The 21,194-nt window shown below is 34.1% G+C and carries 19 protein-coding genes; 10 read left to right on the top strand and 9 right to left on the bottom strand.

Annotation, left to right across the window (positions count from 1 at the left end; translation table 11 throughout):
- Window positions 1-20: 20 nt before the first annotated feature.
- The 4 genes from CEF14_RS14480 to CEF14_RS14465 form a co-directional block, all read right to left on the bottom strand.
- Entirely contained in the window at window positions 21-1,301 is a 1,281-nt protein-coding gene (locus CEF14_RS14480; RefSeq protein ID WP_102693487.1) for a cation:dicarboxylate symporter family transporter, read from the bottom strand.
- A 200-nt stretch (window positions 1,302-1,501) separates the two neighbouring features.
- Window positions 1,502-2,398: a response regulator gene (locus CEF14_RS14475; RefSeq protein WP_102693486.1), complete on the bottom strand. Its 897-nt coding sequence runs from the start codon at window positions 2,396-2,398 to the stop codon at window positions 1,502-1,504.
- 2 nt (window positions 2,399-2,400) lie between these two features.
- Window positions 2,401-3,669 carry a sensor histidine kinase gene (locus tag CEF14_RS14470; protein ID WP_102693485.1) on the bottom strand — a complete coding sequence of 423 codons (1,269 nt, stop codon included), beginning with the start codon at window positions 3,667-3,669 and terminating at the stop codon, window positions 2,401-2,403.
- 183 nt (window positions 3,670-3,852) lie between these two features.
- Window positions 3,853-4,902, bottom strand: coding sequence for an NAD(P)/FAD-dependent oxidoreductase (locus CEF14_RS14465; RefSeq protein ID WP_102693484.1), 1,050 nt, complete (start codon window positions 4,900-4,902; stop codon window positions 3,853-3,855).
- 155 nt (window positions 4,903-5,057) lie between these two features.
- Between CEF14_RS14465 and CEF14_RS14460 the strand changes: the two genes are divergently transcribed.
- The 5 genes from CEF14_RS14460 (at window position 5,058) to CEF14_RS14440 (ending at window position 9,674) form a co-directional block, all read left to right on the top strand.
- Window positions 5,058-5,852, top strand: coding sequence for an ABC transporter ATP-binding protein (locus CEF14_RS14460; RefSeq protein WP_102693483.1), 795 nt, complete (start codon window positions 5,058-5,060; stop codon window positions 5,850-5,852).
- Window positions 5,852-6,778, top strand: coding sequence for an iron-hydroxamate ABC transporter substrate-binding protein (locus CEF14_RS14455; protein ID WP_102693482.1), 927 nt, complete (start codon window positions 5,852-5,854; stop codon window positions 6,776-6,778). Before CEF14_RS14460 ends, CEF14_RS14455 begins: the two co-directional genes overlap by 1 nt.
- Before the next feature lie 25 nt (window positions 6,779-6,803).
- Window positions 6,804-7,817, top strand: a complete 1,014-nt coding sequence (locus CEF14_RS14450) for a FecCD family ABC transporter permease (RefSeq protein WP_102694418.1) — start codon at window positions 6,804-6,806, stop codon at window positions 7,815-7,817.
- The gene (locus tag CEF14_RS14445; protein WP_102693481.1) at window positions 7,814-8,821 is read left to right on the top strand and encodes a FecCD family ABC transporter permease; all 1,008 of its coding nucleotides are present in this window, start codon (window positions 7,814-7,816) and stop codon (window positions 8,819-8,821) included. The genes CEF14_RS14450 and CEF14_RS14445 overlap by 4 nt, the downstream gene beginning before the upstream one ends.
- 151 nt (window positions 8,822-8,972) lie before the next feature.
- Entirely contained in the window at window positions 8,973-9,674 is a 702-nt protein-coding gene (locus tag CEF14_RS14440) for a pirin family protein (protein WP_102693480.1), read from the top strand.
- Between the two features lie 215 nt (window positions 9,675-9,889).
- On the opposite strand, the gene CEF14_RS14435 is transcribed toward CEF14_RS14440, so the two are convergent.
- On the bottom strand, window positions 9,890-10,888 hold the full coding sequence (locus CEF14_RS14435; protein ID WP_102693479.1) for a methyl-accepting chemotaxis protein: 999 nt from the start codon (window positions 10,886-10,888) through the stop codon (window positions 9,890-9,892).
- Between the two features lie 392 nt (window positions 10,889-11,280).
- Complete coding sequence (locus tag CEF14_RS14425) at window positions 11,281-12,747, bottom strand: hypothetical protein (RefSeq protein ID WP_102693478.1); 1,467 nt, start codon at window positions 12,745-12,747, stop codon at window positions 11,281-11,283.
- Between the two features lie 352 nt (window positions 12,748-13,099).
- On the opposite strand from CEF14_RS14425, the gene guaC reads away from it, so the two are divergent.
- Together guaC and CEF14_RS14415 are read left to right on the top strand one after the other, a co-directional pair.
- On the top strand, window positions 13,100-14,083 hold the full coding sequence (guaC, locus tag CEF14_RS14420; protein WP_102693477.1) for a GMP reductase: 984 nt from the start codon (window positions 13,100-13,102) through the stop codon (window positions 14,081-14,083).
- A 312-nt stretch (window positions 14,084-14,395) separates the two neighbouring features.
- The gene (locus tag CEF14_RS14415; RefSeq protein WP_245890177.1) at window positions 14,396-16,354 is read left to right on the top strand and encodes a methyl-accepting chemotaxis protein; all 1,959 of its coding nucleotides are present in this window, start codon (window positions 14,396-14,398) and stop codon (window positions 16,352-16,354) included.
- Window positions 16,355-16,418: 64 nt separating this feature from the next.
- Here CEF14_RS14415 and CEF14_RS14410 read toward each other — a convergent pair whose 3' ends face one another.
- Together CEF14_RS14410 and CEF14_RS14405 are read right to left on the bottom strand one after the other, a co-directional pair.
- Window positions 16,419-16,853 carry a VOC family protein gene (locus CEF14_RS14410; RefSeq protein WP_102693476.1) on the bottom strand — a complete coding sequence of 145 codons (435 nt, stop codon included), beginning with the start codon at window positions 16,851-16,853 and terminating at the stop codon, window positions 16,419-16,421.
- 38 nt (window positions 16,854-16,891) lie between these two features.
- Complete coding sequence (locus tag CEF14_RS14405; RefSeq protein WP_102693475.1) at window positions 16,892-17,269, bottom strand: VOC family protein; 378 nt, start codon at window positions 17,267-17,269, stop codon at window positions 16,892-16,894.
- A gap of 131 nt (window positions 17,270-17,400) precedes the next feature.
- Here CEF14_RS14405 and CEF14_RS14400 point away from each other — a divergent pair, with 131 nt between their 5' ends.
- A complete protein-coding gene (locus CEF14_RS14400; RefSeq protein WP_245890175.1) occupies window positions 17,401-18,441 on the top strand; it encodes a hypothetical protein in 1,041 nt (346 codons plus the stop codon).
- A gap of 102 nt (window positions 18,442-18,543) precedes the next feature.
- On the opposite strand, the gene CEF14_RS14395 is transcribed toward CEF14_RS14400, so the two are convergent.
- Window positions 18,544-18,915 (bottom strand): hypothetical protein, encoded by a 372-nt coding sequence (locus CEF14_RS14395; RefSeq protein WP_102693474.1) that lies wholly within the window; start codon window positions 18,913-18,915, stop codon window positions 18,544-18,546.
- 251 nt (window positions 18,916-19,166) lie between these two features.
- Between CEF14_RS14395 and CEF14_RS19080 the strand changes: the two genes are divergently transcribed.
- A complete protein-coding gene (locus tag CEF14_RS19080; protein WP_170061521.1) occupies window positions 19,167-19,322 on the top strand; it encodes a hypothetical protein in 156 nt (51 codons plus the stop codon).
- A gap of 460 nt (window positions 19,323-19,782) precedes the next feature.
- Window positions 19,783-21,123 carry an arsenic transporter gene (locus tag CEF14_RS14390; protein ID WP_102693473.1) on the top strand — a complete coding sequence of 447 codons (1,341 nt, stop codon included), beginning with the start codon at window positions 19,783-19,785 and terminating at the stop codon, window positions 21,121-21,123.
- Window positions 21,124-21,194 lie beyond the last annotated feature (71 nt).

The raw sequence follows: 21,194 nt of genomic DNA, 5'->3' as shown, positions 1-21,194 counted from the left end.
TAGAGCCTCTATTTAAATGATTAAGCTAATTTATTGCTATCTTCGTTACCAAAATAATTGTCGTATTTATTTTTATCAAGTCGACCTTCCCATTTAGCCATAACAAGTGAAGCTAATGAGTTACCAGTAACATTGACAGCAGTACGAGCCATATCTAAGATACGGTCAATACCTAAAATAAATGCAAGACCTTCTACTGGAATGTTCACTGCAGTTAAAGTTGAAAGTAATACTACAAATGATACCCCAGGAACACCAGCAATACCTTTAGAAGTTACCATTAATGTAAGCACTAATGTAATTTGTTGACCTAATGTTAAATCGATACCGTACATTTGAGCGATAAATAACGCTGCAATAGATTGGTATAAAGTTGAACCATCTAGGTTAAATGAATAGCCAGTTGGAATAACGAATGATACGATATCTTTCGGTACACCTGCTTTTTCCATTTTCATCATAATACGTGGCAATACCGATTCAGAACTTGAAGTTGAATAAGCAAGTAATAATTCATCTTTTAAAATGCGAATTATATGGAAAATATTTAGGCCGAATAATTTCGCCACTAAACCCAGTACAATTACAACGAATAAAATCATTGATACATAAACAAGAATAGCTAATTTACCTAGAGGAATTAATGATTGAATCCCAAATGTTGAAACCGTAACTGCGATTAATGCAAATACTCCATAAGGAGCAAATTTCATAATTGTATTTGTTACCCAGAACATAGCATCCGCCATACCAGAGAAGAATGCTAGAACTGGTTTACCTTTTTCACCAATTGCTGCAACACCTAGTCCAAATAATACAGAGAAGAAGATAATCGCAAGCATATTACCATTTACCATTGCTTGAACAACGTTTGTTGGCACAATATTAATAATTGTTTCGGCAAAACCGCCGCCTTCTTTTACCGTTTTACTTGTTTCAACGTAAGTAGAAATATCACCTTTAGTTAGGTGTGCCATATTTACGCCTACACCAGGATGGAAGATATCTGCTGCTGCAATACCAATAATAATGGCAAATGTCGTAATCAATTCAAAGTAAACGATGGTTTTAATACCTAGTTTACCAAGTTTTTTAAAGTCCCCTTGACCAGCTACACCTAAAATTAATGTTGAAATAATAATTGGAACAACAATCATCTTGATCATGTTCATAAAGATTGTTCCAACAGGTTGAAGATATTTGGTTACGTTTTCATTTCCGTAAAAAACTGCACCTACTATAACACCAAGAATTAGCCCAATCAAAATTTGCCAAGCTAATCCAAGTTTACGTTTTTTCATAACAAGTCACCCCTTCAAAATGTGGTTGTTCTAAATAAGACTAATAATCATAACTTTATTATAAGAGTGACTTATAAAATCCGACACCATCCGACAATTCCAAAGAAATAAAAATTCAAAAAAAATATTTTTTTATATAAATTTTCTATAAAATAGATAGGTTTTATGCTAAATTGAGATCGCTTTTTACAATATATTACTTATTTTGACGGATGTTTGAATTTTTCAGTTGCTTCTACATATAGCACTTGTAAAAACTTCTTCACATTAATTTTCATCTTTTTAGGTACAACTTCATTCTCTTGAATAGTTTTCATCAATGCTCGTATTTCTGCAAACTCAAAATAACGAGGTGCATAGTATTCAAATTCCGGATTTGTATAGTCTACTACTCCAAGGGTAGCTAAATTATTCATCGCAACGGAAATAGTACGACGAATCCTTTGTTCAATCGCTTTACTTTCTTTAATAATTTCTACACTACTAAATTTTGTTTTACTCGCAAGCTCTTCATAAATATCTTTTAATGGTGGAATCTGCATCGTGCTTTCTTCTCTTGAGGATAAATAGTCAATAATGGAAACAATATCATCACTCCCTACCTCACCTACAATCCCCATATCATTTAATATGGAAGAAACAACGTCTTTCATTGTACGATGAGATTCTTCTTTCGCTTCTTCTTCAAAGTTCAAAATTGATTTTCTAATAGTCAGTAGAGATCTTTTTAAAAGAAACCGTTCTGAAGTTTTTCTGAGAATACTTTGCACTTCAATGCGATTAATGGGCTTGTGTATAAAAAATTCTACATCTTTTTCGTAAGCCTCACCAACCATCTCTTTGTTTTCTACTTGCGAAATCATGATAAAATGACCTTTGAAACCTTGTTTACGAAGTTGTTCCATTGTTTCGATTCCATCTAATCTTGGCATTAAAAGGTCAATGAGCACAAAATCTGGATCACTTGATAAAATAGGCTCCAATGCGTTCATCCCACTATCAGCTTCCCCAATTATTACGCCCATATCCCCTTCTACAATAATTTGTTTTAGCATTCGACGGCTTGCTGCATCGTCATCAACGATAAAATAACGCAAAGTTACTCAACCCCTTTTTGTATATTTTTGCGAGGAATCTCAATACAGAAAATCGTCCCTACAGTTGGTCGATCTACGTGGATTTTACCGTCCAGCATTTGAACAATTTCTTGTACATGGGATAAGCCGATTCCAGTCGCTGCTACCCCTTGTTTGTTATATTTAGTTGTGAAACCTGGTTCGAAAATTATATCTAAATCCTCTTCAGCTATTCCTGTTCCTGTATCTTGTATCTTAAAGAGAATAGTTCCTTGTTGATCAGATACTTGAAATAAAATACGCCCAGAATCTACTATAGCTTCAATTGCATTTGCTGTAATGTTATTAAGTATTGCAAGTAAAGGAATTTGCTGCGTTAACTCAAAATCCACATTATTTTCTACTTTAAATTCAATCCTCTTATTTAACATTTCGCTGTATTTACTATTTGCTGTTACAACGAATTCTACAATATTCGCTAAATAATAAACTTCTTCTGTCTTAGGCATGGTAATATTCGACAAGCCAGCGAAAATCCGTTGTGCATCTTTTTTTACTTCATGAATTTCCTGGGAAATATGCAATGCCCTTACACCTTGATCCTGTAATTGTTGTTTTTTAAGATTGCGATATAAGTCATAACTATCGGCCATTATTTGTTCGATATGATTCATCATTTTTTGCAAATATAATGTTTCAACATACAAATCTGATCCTAGTGTAAGTTGTTCATCTAATCGTTTGCGTTGTTCAGACATAATAATAGAGCTATAAATTCCTACTACAAAGAAACTTCTTAATAACGCTACCATCACAATTAAAAACCAATCATAAAAAACCAAAGTAGTATTTGGGTTCATTAAATATCGAACAATATGTTCAGCACTATTTGCAATAATCTCCATAAACATTGCTAGTATACCTAATTTAAATGGTTGTTCAATTAGTTGCTGTACTTTTAATAGTTTAAATAAGCAAACATAAACAAAGTAATATAAAAATGCAGGATAATTTTCTATAACACTATCCCAAAAAGCACCATTATAAAAAGTTATATTTGAAAATATTCGAAATAAAACGACGGTTAATCCTGTAATAATACCCGTTTGAATCACAGATTTAGGTAAACGAATTAAAATTAATAATAGGAAGGTTATACTACCTAAACCAAATCGAAAATGCTCTCCATTAAATGGTATGAGTTTAATTTCACTACTAATTGCTGTAAATATCGCAATCAGCAACACCCAAATTGTTTCAGATTTTAACCATTTTGATGACATTGGATTCATGAGAAATCACCTAACTAAAAAGACATAAAAATTCACATAAGCCTATTTTAACATTTCCATCTTCATAAAGAAAAATATTTATTAAACGAGAAAGATAACCCTTACAAAGATAAATAACCTCTACACCTTTTAAGTGTAGAGGTTATTTAATCGCATTGATCCTGGATTTTCAAGATACCATACTTACTTCATCATATCTTTCACAATTTTACGATTGCGTTCTTTAAATACTTCGTTATGAGAAGATACCATACCAGTAGCTACGGCATCTGGTTGAATATAAACTTTCGCCTTATTCGCAGCATTTACAGCGTCTTGAAACGCTCCCGTAATTAGATTTACTTTACCCTCATAGCTAATAATATCTCCAGCAGCGAACAGTCCTGAGATAGAAGTTTCCCCTAATGCATTTCCTTTTATAAACCCATCGACTAATTGTAAATTTACAGAACTATTTTTTAGTAATGATGAATCCTGTTCAAAACCATGATTAATAATAACTTCATCAACATCGACATGAATAGATTCACCTGTTTGTTTATCTGTTAGTTCTACTGTTTTAATTAGCGAACTGTTTACACTATCTGCGATTAGTTTGGTAATAGATGTATTACGAAATACTGTTGCATCACTTTTTAATAACTGTTCAACTTGTGACTCATGTGCAGATAATTTTCCCTTATGATAACTCACATATACCTTTTTAGCTACTTGTTGCAGTTCAATTGCCCAGTCAACAGCAGAATTACCCCCACCTGAGATGAGAACAACTTTATCTTTAAAACGCCGCAACGATTTGATTGTATAATTAAGATTTGATACCTCATAACGCTCTGCACCTTCAACCTCTAATTTTTGAGGATTTAAAATACCGCTCCCTACTGCAACTATTACAGTTTTTGAATAATGTTCCTTACCGCTTGAAGTTTTTAATGTAAATAGATGATCCCCATTCTGACTAATTGTCTCAACTTTCTCTCCTACTATTACTGTTGGATTGAATGTTAATCCTTGTTCTACTAATTGTTCGGTAAGTTGAACGCTAGACAATGGTCTATGTCCCCCCACATCCCAAATCATTTTTTCTGGATAGACATGAAGTTTGCCACCTAATTGTGCTTGATATTCAATTATTTTCGTTTTCATACCCCTTAATCCACTATAAAAAGCAGAGTATAAACCAGCTGGCCCTCCACCAATAATCGTAACTTCAAATATTTCCTCATAGTTCATATTGAACACTCCCATATTGGATAAATAATCGCTTTTATTCTGCAAATCTTATTGACAATCATTATCAATTAGAATTATGATTGTGTCAAATGATATTGATTATCATTATCATTTTATCTTAATTTACGCGAATGTTTGTAAATGGAGGGTAGAAAATGGAACGCCTACAAACTAAAGACTTGAGTGTTGGCTATGGTGAAAAGTTGATTTTGCAGAATTTAAATATTCATATTCCTGATAAAAAAATTACAACCATCATCGGTTCAAATGGTTGTGGAAAATCTACTTTACTGAAAACAATGACTCGAATCATCACTCAACAATCTGGCTCAATCATTTTAGATGGTGAGAATATTGCTAAACAAAAAACAAAGTTACTTGCTCAGAAAATAGCTATTCTTCCCCAAACACCTGAAAGCGTCAGTGGATTGACTGTTGGAGAATTGGTATCTTATGGACGTTTCCCTTATCAAAAGGGTATTGGGAAATTAAAAAGGCATGATCTCGAAGTAATTGATTGGGCATTAGAAGTAACCGGAACATCTGATTTTAAATTTCGTTCCGTCGATGCGCTTTCAGGTGGCCAACGTCAGCGAGTATGGATAGCAATGGCACTTGCTCAGGAAACAGAAATTATTTTCCTAGATGAACCTACTACATACTTGGATATGGCTCATCAATTAGAAGTTCTCACATTACTTCAAAAGTTAAATAAAGAGCAACATCGCACAATTATCATGGTTCTACATGACTTAAACCAAGCTGCAAGATTTGCAGATTATTTAATTGCTCTCAAAGATGGCAAAATCATTAAAGCTGGTGATTGTGAGGAAGTCATCCAACCTGAAGTATTAAAAACAGTCTTCAATATCGATGCTTATATCGGTAGAGACCCGCGAACAAAAAAACCAATGTGTGTCACATACGACATTATTAAAGGAGTAGAATAATGAAAAAATATCTTTTTCCAATCTTATTAATATTCGTTTTAATGATGAGTGCTTGTAGTAATACATCAAGTAAAACAGATAATGGTTCATCAAAATCAGATACAAAAGAGCCAACAACTATTACGTTTAAATCAGAAAATGGTGACATTAAAGTACCCGCGCATCCTAAACGTGTTGTAGTCTTATCATCATTCGTAGGAAATGTTATGCAGCTGGGCGTTCCTATTGTAGGTGTTGATGCTTGGTCAAAAGCTAATCCAAATTTTAAAGACAAATTAAAAGATGCAAAAGTCGTTACTGAAGATGATTTAGAAAAAATTATTGAACTAAAACCAGACTTAATCATTGGTCTTTCAACCCTTAAAAATGTTGATAAACTAAACAAAATTGCTCCAACTGTCACATTTACATATGCGAAAGTTGACTATTTAACTCAACATATCGAAATCGGAAAATTATTAAACAAAGAAAAAGAAGCAAGCGCTTGGGTTGATGATTTTAAACAACGTGCTGCAACCACTGGTGCTGAAATAAAAGACAAAATAGGTAAAGACACAACTGTTTCTGTTATTGAAAACTTTGGTAAAGATTTATATGTATTTGGAGATCATTGGGGGCGTGGAACAGAAGTACTTTACCAAGCTATGCAACTAAAAATGCCTGAAAAAGTTGAAAACATGACCAAAAAAGATGGTTACTATGCACTTTCTCAAGAAGTAATGGGCAACTATGCAGGAGATTACTTAATTTTAAGCAAAAACTCTGATGGAGATACTTCATTTATGAAATCCAAAACATACAAAAATATTCCAGCAGTCAAAAATGGACATGTTTATGAAGCAAATGCAAAAGCATTCTACTTTAATGATCCCATTACCTTAGATTATCAATTAGCATTCTTTAAAAAGCATTTCCTTGGAAAGTAATACTATTGAAGGAAACGATGATATGATGAAACAACAAAAACAACGTACAACTCCATTTCTCATTCAGTTGATTGTTGGCCTTAGTTTATTAGTAATCTTTTTTGCAATAGCAATGGTATGCGGGGCAGCCAATACCACACTAAAAGAAGCATGGCTTGCCATCGTATCACAAGAAAAAATAAGTGAAACCATCACAATGATTCATGAAATTCGATTACCTAGGGAAATTGGCGCCATTTTCATTGGTGCCGCTCTATCCGTCGCTGGCGCTATTATGCAAGGAATGACTCGAAATCCGTTAGCAGACCCCGGGTTACTTGGTTTAACAGCCGGGGCAAATTGTGCATTAGCTTCTGCAATGGCTATACTCCCTTCCCTAAGTTATTTTGGAATTATGACCTCATGCTTTATCGGAGCAGCTTGTGGTGCATTGCTGGTGTTCGGTATAAGTATGTTACAGAGAGGTGGATTTTCACCACTTCGTCTAGTCCTTGCAGGTACTGCTGTTTCTATGTTTTTATATGCTATTGCAGATGGTATTGGTTTATTGTTTAAAGTTTCGAAAGATGTATCGATGTGGACATCTGGAGGTTTAGTCGGAACTTCCTTTGATCAACTACAAATTGTGATACCGACCATCTTAGTCGGTATATTCATAGCCATTATATTATCTCGACAACTTACCGTTTTAAGTTTGAGCGAGGAGGTTGCAGTAAGCTTAGGCCAACATATACTATTGATCAAGTTTCTTCTCTTTATGGTCATTATTGTACTAGTAGGAACATCCGTTGCACTTGTAGGAAACTTAGCATTTATAGGATTAATGGTCCCCCATATGGTTCGTGCTTTTGTCGGGACAGATTATCGTCATGTCATCCCGATGACTGCTATTTTCGGTGCATGCTTAATGCTTCTAGCAGATACTGTGGGGCGTACCATTAATGCCCCTTATGAAACACCACTTGCAGCAATTATTGCGATTTTAGGATTGCCATTCTTCCTTATCATCGTTCGAAAAGGAGGAAAATCATTCTCGTGATTGCAACATCTGTAATTCGTAAACAACGTATCACTTTGTTAATATTAATGGTTCTTATCCTCGTAGCTGTTACAGCTAGTCTTGGAATGGGGGCATCTGCTGTATCTTTCGATCAGATTTTCCCCACAATAATGGGCTATGGAACGTTTAAAGATGAATTTGTGCTATTTTCCATTCGTTTACCTCGTATCATCATTACATTACTTGCTGGTATGGCCCTTGCCCTTTCTGGTTCAATCTTACAAAGCATTACACGTAATGATCTAGCGGATCCTGGTATTATCGGTATTAATTCTGGGGCGGGCGTTGCGATTTCTATCTTCTTTTTGTATTTTCCAATTGAAGCAGGATCATTTGTTTATACATTACCTATAGTTGCCTTTCTAGGTGCTATCTTTGCTACTATTCTAATCTACATTTTTTCATATAGTAGAAAAGAAGGGATTAAACCTGTAAGAATGATATTAGTGGGTGTCGGATTCCAAATGGCATTATCAGGTTTAATGATTGTTTTAATCTCGTCTTCTGATAATAGAAAGGTGGATTTCATCTCAACATGGCTAGCAGGGAATATCTGGGGTACCGACTGGCCGTTTGTATGGGCGCTTCTTCCTTGGCTTGTTGTTTTGATTCCGTTTACATTGTATAAAGCACATCGGTTGAATATCTTAAATCTAAATGAGCCAGTTTCGATTGGCGTTGGAATTTCAGTACAAAAAGAGCGAATAATCCTATTGATTATTGCTGTAGCATTAGCTGCTTCCGCTGTATCCGTTACAGGTGGGATTGCCTTTATCGGCCTTTTATCTCCACATATCGCAAAGAAATTAGTAGGGCCACGAAACCAATTGTTTATTCCCATTGCTATTTTGATTGGTGGTTTGCTTCTGTTAGTCGCAGATACAATTGGACGTAGCTTACTAAGTAATATCTCTTTACCAGCAGGAATTATTGTATCCTTAATCGGCGCACCCTACTTTATTTATTTATTGTTTAAAAAATAGCCCAAGCATGGATGGCTATAAGCTTAGAGAAAAGCTTATTAGCCATCCTTTAATATGTATACCATCGTTAGAAGTTGACTTAACCAAAAGTTCGTTTTACAATTATCTCGAATTAAAGATATTTTCGAATTAAATTGAAGGGATGATTTTTATGCTTAGAAAAGTTGATCATAAACAAATGGGAACTAGCCATCTAGGTTGGTTGAACAGTACATTTCATTTCTCATTTGCAGAATATTATAATCCAAATAATATACAATTTGGCGCTTTACGTGTTATCAACGATGATTTAATTGCACCACATACAGGATTTGACCTACATCCTCACCGAGATATGGAAATTATTTCTTACGTCGTAAACGGTGCTCTTACTCACCAAGATAGTATGGGGAACAAGCATACGATTACTCGTGGTCAAGTGCAATACATGAGTGCTGGCACTGGCGTTTTCCATAGTGAACATAATATGGGCGACGAAGAACTTCGTATGTTACAAATTTGGATTTTACCTGATCGACATGGCCATACACCTCATTATGGTGAGTTCCTTTTTGAAATGGAGGATCGCAAAAACAAATGGCTTCATATGGTTTCAGATAAGAATGGGACTGCTCCTATTCAAATTAACCAAGATGCCAATTTATACGCTATTACACTTGAACCCGGTAAGGAAATCGACTTCCCAGTGGCTACAGGTCGTCAAGCATATCTTGTGCAAATTGAAGGCAAAGCCATGATTAATGATGTAGCACTTGAAACACGTGATGGCTTAGAAATCATAGAAGAGAACATTCACATTAATGCTGAAGATACCGCACATATTTTAGTCATTGAAATGGCTAAAATTGACTAATATAAACAATCCGTTGATTAATATGGAGTAAAACTAAAACCATACAAGAGTACTCTGTTCTTGTATGAAAGATAGACATCTATTTATGAAATTAATTCATTTGAATTGAAAAAATACTGATTTTATCATCAGGCATCCCCGAAGGAAAAGTGGGGATGCTTTTTCTACTGCTTTAAAGGATTATTAGAAAGTGCAATGTCTCGTTACATCTCCTATTAGCCAATTGGCTCGATTACAATAACTGACCATCCTTTTCCTTTGTAAGCATTGTATCCTTGCGTTAGGCAATAAGCGCAAATTTGGTTATTCTCAATTTCATACCCTCGAGTTTTCTGACCACTTAATACACGGTTTACAGCTTTCATATCAGTTAGTTTTTTAGTCAAAATATTTTCTCTATTCTTTGATGCTATAACGATGCCTTCTTTATTGATGACGAATAGTTGTGATTGCTCATCAATTTTAACATTATCAATAATGTCGTATATAAAATCCCAATTAAATCGAGTAGAGAAGACCCCTATGACATTGCCCTGATCATCTCGAATTGGACTAGAGTAGCTCATCGTATACCCTTGAGCAACTTCAGAGTAATACATATCCGTTACATATACATCATTATTGGCTATAGTCTCTTTAAACCATTCACGATCAGCCATACTCTTGCCTACTTCATGTTGATTTTTGGCAGTGACTACAATATTCCCTTCCAAATCCACAACTAACAATTCAAAATATACTTCATAAATTTCATAGATATTCTTCAATAATGCTTGCGCAAGTTTTTTCGTTTCAGATGTTGGATTTATTATTACATTCCTTACTGCATCAAAAGTAGCCCATGCTTGTACATCACAATTTCTTTCAAATAAGTTTCGGTCAATTTTATCAATGGTGTCAAAAGCAATATCTACTGTACGAACAGCAATAATGTCATTTGCTTTTTGCTGAATAGAATGAATAATCCCTTCACTTTCTTTACTAGCCTCCATACTAGCTGCCGCAAATTTATTGATTTCCTTTGCTACTACAGAAAAACCACGACCTGCCTCTCCTGCACGAGCCGCTTCAATGCCGGAGTTTAAAGCTAGTATTTTTGATTGCATAGATATCGTTTGAAGCTTATGCATAACTTGTTGCATGACTCGATTTTCATATTTTAATTCATTCATCAATGTTGATACATTGAGATTCTCATCTTTTGTGTCAATCATATACTCAGCCCCTTATGTATAACATCCTTCTATTAGATAGTATACCATGTATATCTCTAAATTTTCTGATTTTTATGTAATATCTCCTCACATATTTAAAGCAGATTATGTGACATTATATGAGATAGTGCTACATCTTTTTATTGGTTCTATTTCTAATTTTGTTCATCAAAAAAACTGCCTTCTCAAAGAGAGACGACAGCTATAGCTCAAATTATATAAGCTCGTTGCAAGAAAGCCTTGGAACGTTCGTGTTTAGGATTATTGGATACCTCATCAGATGCACCATCTTCAACAATAACACCTTGATCCATAAATACGATTCGTTCAAACTTCTTTTGTAAATTCCGTTATTCATTTTAACTAACTGAAACTATCTGTTGAGGCCTCTATTAATCTCCCTCTTTTAGAATATCTGCATCAATATAGTGAACTTCACCTGTTGTTGCATCAATTCTTTCTATTTCCCCTCTTTGCGGGAAATTCATAACATAATCTAATCCATACACTGTTACTTCCTCATCTTCATCATCATAACTAGAAGTTCGAGCAAGTTTCATATGTAATTGCTCTTTATATATGGCATCGACCTGTTCTAGAGACAATACAGGATTTATATCCATTGAAACTAATTTATCCTCATTTGGTAATATGACTGTACAATCCCGGATAATACCCGTATAAATACCCACGTTTACATGTATGGCATATTCTTCAATGCGAATTCCTTTATGATGGCGTATAAATGTAAAAGTTGTAAAAGGCTCAAAATCGAGATCATCATCTTCTACAAAATCTTCTTCGTCTTCTTCCATCATCTCTAATTGTTCAAAGTATTGACGTTCCTCTTCTGATAAATCTTCCTCTCTAAGGATATCAAAATCATCATCTTCTAACTGATCTTCAAGTAAATATTTTTGATGAATATTCCCTATTGTTGCTTCTAAGAACATTTTCGCTTTTTCTTCTAAAACGGTTACTGGCAATTCTTCGTCTAATTCTTCCCAACTAACCGATGACTCATAGTCCTTTTGCATCTCATCTGAATGTTCAATTTTTATAATTGGTTCAGCAAGTTCAATATTTTCTTCGTCTTCTGCTTGATACCAATATTGCCCATTTGAATTCTCTACCCTCAACATATCATCTGTAACACCTAAAAGACTTTCAATCGTTTCAGTAACCGTTACTTTGTTAAATGTTTGAGCCTTTACATACTCGTCTTCAAAAAAGTCCCCTGCAGTTACAATATGACCATCTACATGAACTGCAGCATACTCACGTTTTGGATAATAAACAAGCTTCATCTCACCATTGTCTTCATAAATTCCAAGCTCCACTAAAGGATACTGGCATAAAATTTCTTTTGCATCCTCCGCTGAAATTTCAATATCAGGATATGATAATTGATAATACGATTGGAATAATGTTGCTGAAAGAATAAACCCTTGTTTATTAATTTCAATGGTAGCGCCTGAATTAGGCAAGAATAGATTAAGTGCCACATCTTTTGCCTCAAAAACAACTAGATAAGATTCCCCATTCCATTCCGTCATCATATTAAAATACAAGTGATCACGACAAAAATCCTTTGTAAAATCTTCTGCACAACCGATGATTTCATCTGGAGTTAATTCCTCATATTCATCTAGTGAAACATCATTATGTGCCAGAATCTCATCTAGATCCACCATAAATGAAGTAAGTTTTCCATCATCCGATAACTCAATATGGCCATATACTAAATCTCTATGAGCATCTATAATTTCACCTACAGTAGAATCATCCTCATCATAATCAATCGAAATAACTGGTCGCCCAATGATATAATCCCGTAATACAAATTCCCAATTTTTCATTACTTGCTTCCTCTCATTATTCTCATTAAATATATATCGAAAATTATTATTTTTTATGTAAAAGTAGGAAATAAATTAACTGTTGATTTTTTCTGTCCTTAAAACCTGATTTTAACATAAATATGTTAGTTCGTCTTAAATTGTTTGGAATATAAATGCATCTTCTCCGTTTAAAGAGGGTCGTTCATTCCACAGCATATTTCTATTTTATTAGCTTTTTTGTCTTTATTTTTGCTTAAATTTATAAAACTAAGAAAATATTTTGACATTGGGACGAAAATAATGTAAATTACCAAAGGACGAACATTTTTATCGATTAAAAAAATAATATTCGTTTTTAGGAGTGTGTTTCATGGATAATGTATTTGATTACGAAGATATTCAATTAATTCCCGCAAAATGTATTGTTAATAGTCGCTCTGAGTGTGATACAAGTGTAATGCTTGGTGGTCACAAATTCAGACTCCCAGTTGTCCCTGCAAATATGCAAACAATTATAGATGAAAATATCGCAATTCAATTAGCTGAAAATGGTTACTTCTATATTATGCACCGCTTCAATCCTGAAAAACGTGCAGATTTTGTAAAAGATATGCAAGCACGTGGCTTAATTGCTTCGATTAGTGTTGGGGTAAAACCTGAAGAGTACACTTTTATCGAAGATTTAGCTAAAGCAAATTTAACACCAGATTATATTACAATTGATATTGCTCACGGTCATTCAAATGCTGTAATTAACATGATTCATCATATTAAAAGATTAATACCTACAACTTTTGTCATTGCAGGTAACGTTGGTACACCAGAAGCTGTACGAGAACTTGAAAATGCAGGTGCAGACGCAACAAAAGTTGGAATTGGACCTGGTAAAGTATGTATTACTAAAATTAAAACTGGCTTTGGTACAGGTGGCTGGCAATTAGCTGCACTTCGTTGGTGTTCAAAAGCCGCAACAAAACCAATTATTGCTGATGGTGGTATTCGTACAAATGGTGATATTGCTAAATCAGTTCGATTTGGTGCTACAATGGTGATGATCGGCTCACTATTTGCAGGACATGAAGAATCACCAGGGAAAACAATTGAAATTGATGGTAAATTATATAAAGAATATTTCGGCTCTGCATCTGAATTCCAAAAAGGTGAAAAGAAAAATGTCGAAGGCAAAAAAATGCACGTTGAACATAAAGGAAATTTGAAGGATACACTAATTGAAATGGAACAAGACCTTCAATCCTCTATTTCATATGCTGGCGGTACAAAACTTGATGCGATTCGTAATGTAGATTATGTTGTCGTAAAAAACTCTATTTTCAATGGAGATAAAGTGTACTAGGGAAACACCATTTCTTACTAATTCGAGCTACATCGTCAATTATTACAATTGCCGGTGTAGCTTTTTATATTATTTGAATATTCTAATTTGTTTTACTAATATTGATATATTTCTATCTTTTTTTCACAATTTTGGATTATTTATAATTATTTTTATCTAAATGTGGTAAAATTGACTCATCCATCTCAATTGTTTGAATCATCACATACTACTATATATTATATATCTTCATACTAACCACCGTAGTATGTTGATGATTCAAAGGACAGAGAAGTGAGATAACAAAACAACCATGTAGCGAGGTAGCTTTAATTGAAAAAAATTCTAAAATTGAATCTCCGTACAAAATTATTCAGTGCATTCTTATTAATTTTAGTGATTCCTTCTATTATTCTTGGAGCAATTTCATATGAAAGCACCAAAAAACAAATTGAATTGGAACAAATTAATAGTGCAAAATCAACCATTAATCTACTAAATTCAACGATTACAGATACAATCCAACCTAAAACTCATGATGTGGGGTATTTGTCTAAAAAAGTTACGTTATCATTATTAGATGCTTCAAAGGATTCAAATCTCCGAAATATTTTAGATCAATATGTCAACGAACATCCAGAAGCTGCAATGGCTTATGTGGGAACTGCAAAAGGAAAGATGATTCGTATGCCATATTTTGAGTATCCAAAGGATTATGATCCACGCGAACGTCCATGGTATAAAGAAGCACTTCAAAGTAACGATGTTGTAATAACTGAGCCTTATACTTCCTCTACAAGCGGTAATTTAGTCATTACAATTTCAAAGAAACTAGCGGACGGATCCGGAGTCGTTGGCGTTGATATTGCCATCGATAAATTACAGGAAATTGCCAACAGGGTTAAAATTGGAAAATTAGGTTTTGTTTCATTAGTTGATAATAGTGGAAACTATATTTCAAATCCTCATATTAAGAGTGGAAATACAGCAAAAGAATCATACATGAAACAAGTTTTATCCAAATCATATGGTCAAACAGATTACAACGATCAAAAAATACTTTATCTGACGAATAACGAAACTGGTTGGAAGATAATTGGAACAACATTTAAATCGGAAGCCACAAAAGATGCTGCCGCGACATTAGATATTGAACTAATTGTTGAAATCATTTTCATTGTTATTGGGTGTATTTTAATACTATTCATCGTTCGTTCAATTATAAAACCAATCGATAAATTAAAAGAAAGTGCACACAGAATGGGAGAAGGCGACTTAACAGAGGAAATTGCTATTCATTCAAATGATGAAATTGGTGAACTTGCCCAATCGTTTAACACCATGAAAGACAATCTATCTTCCTTAATTCAAAAGGTAAATAGTAGTGCAACACTTGTTCGCTCTTCATCTGAGGAGTTATCGGCAAGCGCTAGCCAAAACATCGCGGCAGCACAGCAAATTGCTTCTGCCATGCAACAAGTAACCCTAAATACGGAACAACAAACAAATAATATTGAACAGAATGCCACATCTGTAGAGGAAATTGCAGATGGTATGACAGTTATAACGGATGCAGTTTCTGAAGTATCTTCTCTATCTGTACACGCAACAAAACAAGCAGAAGATGGTGAACAATCCATCAAACATAATGTATCTCAAATGGACTCCATTCATCAATTTGTTACAACATCCGATGCTAAAATTAAATCTTTATATGATCGTACAAAGGAAATTGGTGCAATTTTAGATATCATTGGTGATATTGCGGATCAGACAAATTTACTCGCACTCAATGCATCAATTGAAGCTGCACGTGCAGGGGAACACGGTAAGGGTTTTGCTGTTGTAGCGGATGAAGTAAGGAAACTTGCTGAAAACTCCCAAGAATCAGCTGCGAAAATTGCCGCACTAATAACTGCGGTACAACAGGATTCTGGAGAAGCTGTGAAAACGATGGTCCTAACATTGGAAAATGTACAAGAAGGTATTACCATTTCGCAAAATACAGCTGCAAAATTTAAAGCCATTATTTCAAGCATGCGTGATATAACACCAAAGATTGAGAATGTATCTGCAACTTCCCAACAAATATCTGCATCCATTCAAGAAATGGCGGCGACTGCTAATAAGTTAAACGACCATGCCAAAGATAATGCTGCTGCTTCTGAAGAAGTATCTGCTTCTACAGAAGAAACACTATCTTCAATGGAAGCAATGGAAGCTGCTGCTACACAATTACTAAACATGTCTGAAGATTTGCAAGATGTTGTTCAACGATTCAAAACAAAATAATAAAACAAGCTCTGTGGTGATTTCATAAACTACCACAGAGCTATTTACTTTTAATATAACTTGTTCACTCTGGTTGAAAGACTGTTCCATCATCTAAATTAAACTGCCAATGCACGCCAAACTGATCTTTTACGCTTCCATAGCATGGACTCCAAAATGTCTTTTGTAATTCCATTATTACTTCTCCACCATCTTGTAATGCTCTGAATGCTGAGCGAATATATCCTTCATCATCACTGACTACTGCTAATGTGACGTTATTTCCAACTGTGTATGGATTCCCAGGGAATGTATCAGAGAACATAATATCACTTCCACAAACCTTAATATTAGCATGCATCACTAAATCTTTTGCTTTCTGTGGTAATTTAGAGTTTGAATCATTGGCTGCATCACCAAAGGTCATAATTTGCGGCTTTTCAGTTTGAAACGCTTTACTATAAAACTCGAGCACATCACGACAATTCCCATTAAAAATTAAATACGCATTTACTGTCATTGATTATTCTCCTCCTATTAAATTAGTTATATCCTCCTTTATTTTCTCTCTATTACTGCAAAATAATTATTTTCAGGATCAGCAAAGTTAAATATTTTCCCACTAGGTATTTCTACTAAATCTCCTACTGTAATTTCTTTTGCTTTAAATTCTTCATATAAGTTTTCAACATTATCTGTAAAAAACATTAATGAAGGTGGTCCTACGTTTAGATATGGCTCCATTTTTGCAACAAGTTGCTTATTCTGTAAAACAAAACTTGTTTCTGCATCCTTTGTTGGTGCAATCTCAATCATATGAAACTGTCCATTCGTCTCTTCTGAACGAACTATACAACCTACTTTTTCTGTCCAAAACGTCTTTGCTGCTTCCTGATTATCTACATAAATCATAACTTGTCCTAATTGTTGGATCATTGTATATCCTCCTAAAAATATAAATCCGCTTCTTAATACCGATGTACTTTTTCGACTTCTTTCATATAAATTCCTTGTTAGCATAAATTTATATAAAAAAGGTGGTGTCTGTTATTTTTAGTGACTTGCAAATGATTCGTTATTTTTTACCTCCAACGGCTTCGATTTTAGAATTACCACAAAAAGGAGCTCTTATTCAACACGTCGATGTAGATGGTGATTCTGTAGAAGAACTAGTCAGTGCATACATCTATCAAGGTGATACCTTTCTTCTGTTACTTAAACAAATAAACTTTCAATTGTACCCCCTTATTCATCTTAAAATAGACGAGCACACCATAGCTGGACTACATGCTATTAAACTTGATCATAGTGCAAAAAAGGCGCTAGTCATTGAATGGAAAACAAAACATTTACCCTCATATCTAGATTATTTACAATGGACTCCTAACGGCTTTGAACGACTTCCTGTAGACTCCGCTCAAATTGTCATTACAAAAAGTTATGGCGATGTTACTGGAGATGGTAACATCGATACAATTTATCTTACGGGTACAAAACAAAAGGATAGTCCCTATTGGCAGAATATTAATCTTATAATATTCTACCATTCAAAAAATACTTATGAAAAAATACCTCTTAAAGAAAACAGTGGATATGATCCAACCATTTTCCTTGGGGATTTCACAGGTAATCACATTAAAGACATATTCGTTACTATTGATACAGGCGGAAGTGGCGGCACCATATATACCGATATTTTTTCTTATATAAATAGAAGAATGACCTTAATTTTCAATGGTGATACTTATCAGCAACAATCAAAATACTCCGTGGATTATGAGAATTTTTATAAAGTACGCGTAACTAGCTCATCACCTAAAAAGCGATATCTCTTGGATATACGCTATAAGGGAAAGGAATACTTATCCGAAATTTATAATCTAGATGGTACATTAAAAGCCCCCATTGAGGGATGGGTTGATCCGTTAGGAGGACTTTATCCAATTGACTTTGATCGTGATGGAACATATGAACTTCTAGCGTTTCAAAAAATATCCGGTAGATATCATGCAGACGGCTTAGGTTATGTACAGAATGTATTACAGTGGAATGGCAAGAAATTTGTAACGGATCGCCAAAATGTTTCGATTGAAGGCGAAAATTTATAATTTCTAGCTGCCCAACCAAAATAAAAAACCATCTAGCTCATAAGTTAGATGGTTTTTTATTTGAATATTGTTATTAAGAGTGATGTATATAAAAACTTATATTTATTTAACGTTTTTTAATTTCCTTGTTTGCTGTTGATAATTATTAAAGTTTAGTGCAATTTCTAAGTAATTCCCCTGTACATCTTGTAGCTCTAATCCTTGGTCAATTAACCCTTTCCAAATTGTTGCATCTAACGAATAAGGAGTTTCATGTTGAAGAATGTCTACAAAGTTTTTAGATAAAACAACTTGATACGTTTTTTCGCCATTTTGTACACATAATGTATATGTCCTCCAAGTTTCAACTGTAACTTTATAATCTACATGCCATTCTTGTAACTGACTTTTAATATCCATTGCTACACGTTTAAAAAACTTTCTTGTTGCAAAATTATTAGCCATTGTTGATCTAAAAAAAGCATTTGTATTCATTTCAATCTCTCCTTTACTTTTTATTCCCCAGTTATCTTATAGGTATTATATAAAATTGTTTAGAAGATGTAAACTACTATTGTAAAAATAATATAAAATCTCAATGGATCAAAATTCTCTCTATAATAACCTTTCATATTTTAACGTTCTTTAGCATAAAAATTTGGTACAGGGTATCGAAAGGTGGATTTACTAATACCCTAATGTTAAAAAATTTTTGAATTCAAGCTATTCTCTTCAGAGTAAATAAAATGGAACAGGAGCGAAAAATTGCAGAAGATGCTGCCAAGGAACAAGCCATTAAGATTGATACTGAGAAAAAGGCAAAAACAATTGCTTCGAGAAAAAAGGAACCAGCTAAAAAAGCCCATAAAGAAAATCCCAAAAGAGGAATCCCTTATTACTAATTAGCCAGTATTTCAGATCATTTCAATATGCCATTCCCGAATTCGGCACCATCATTGGAATTAGAAAACCTGTAATTGTATAAAAAACAAGGAGTTTCCAAAAATTATTTTTGGACGACTCCTGTCATATGGTGAAAGTATGATTAGTATCTCGAATAATAGAAGGGAGGCTAAAAAGTGATTCAATGCACTTTTTAGCCTCCTCTTATTGTTTTATCGTATTTTTTAGCTTTATTTTCCTTTTCATTATTAATCCGCTCAAATGCAACTCTTACATTCCAAATATAAACAAGGGAAATTTTTTGAGAATATAGGTACTAAGCCAAAACTGACCTTATTCTACTACATATACATATCGTAAGGAAGATTAGAGCATTTTGGAAGAGGTGATACGTACAAAATAATCGTAAAAATCCATTAATAACAATAATATTCAAGCCAGGAAGGAGGTCCATATTGTATGCAACCAACGGCTTGGATAACAATTATCACTTTTGTGGTTACACTTGTATTTATTCTTTGGAGACCTAAAGGTATTAATGAAGCTATACCAGCTACAATTGGCGCTATTGTTGTATTACTAAGTGGCAGTGTCTCTCTTGCTGAACTTGGCATTATCACAGAAACCATAAGTGGCGCAGCAATAACAATTATGGCAACTATCGTTATGACAATCGTTTTAGAAAGCTTTGGGTTCTTTAACTGGGTCGCTGAAAAATTAGCTGAAAAGGCAAAAGGTTCAGGAATTCGCCTATTCTGGTATGTGAATCTTTTATGCTTTCTCATGACACTATTCTTCAATAATGATGGCAGTATTTTAATCACAACTCCTATTTTGGTTATGTTATTAAACAATATGGGGTTGAAGAATCATCAAAAGATCCCCTATTTATTGTCTGGTGGATTGATTGCCACTGCATCAAGTGCTCCCATTGGTGTAAGTAACATTGTAAATTTAATAGCCCTGAAAATTGTCGATATGAGTTTAATCTCTCATACAGCAATGATGTTCGTGCCTGCAACCCTAGGTTTACTATTTCTAGTTGTACTCCTTTTCTTAAGATTTAAAAAGGATTTACCTAAAAATGTCCCGACCAAAATTACCGGATTATCGCTTCCAAATTACCATCCCCTGAAGCAGAATTCTTTGTATGCTTCTGGGAATGATCGTACAAAATTTATGAGGAACATCCTACTATTCGTCTTAGCTGTACGTCTTAGCCTATTTGCTGCTTCCTTTGTTTCCATTCCAGTTTCCACTATGGCGGTTTTAGGTTCACTTGTTCTTTTAGGGTGGAGATGGATTTACTTAAAAATCCCCCCAGGTGACATGTTGAAAAAAACCCCTTGGTATATCATTATTTTCGCATTTAGTATGTACATTATCATATATGGTCTTAACAATATTGGTTTAACAGAATGGTTAATTAGTTTTATGAGACCAATGGTTTCTGGAAGTCTTCTTCATACTAGCGTGTTAATGGGCATGCTACTTTCTATACTCTCTAACATATTTAATAATCACCCAGCCCTTATGATCGGAACATTAACATTAACCAACATGAATCTAGATCCACTTTCCTTAAAAGTTGCTTATTTGGCCAATGTTATTGGCAGTGACATCGGTTCTCTTTTACTTCCAATGGGTACATTAGCCACCCTAATGTGGATGCATATCGTAAGACGTGGAAATGTAAAAATTACTTGGTGGAAATATATTAAAATCACTACTGTTGTCATACCACCAGTAGTGTTGTTTACATTAGTTGTTTTATATTATTGGGTAACCTGGCTTTTTTAATACTGTATTAATTTATGAGACCACGCATTTTTATAGCGTATTTTTAGTCATAGCAAAATTACTAGAATCAC

The organism is Rummeliibacillus pycnus (assembly GCF_002884495.1).
GTDB lineage: Bacteria > Bacillota > Bacilli > Bacillales_A > Planococcaceae > Rummeliibacillus > Rummeliibacillus pycnus.
This window is presented reverse-complemented; position numbering and strand designations above follow the sequence as displayed.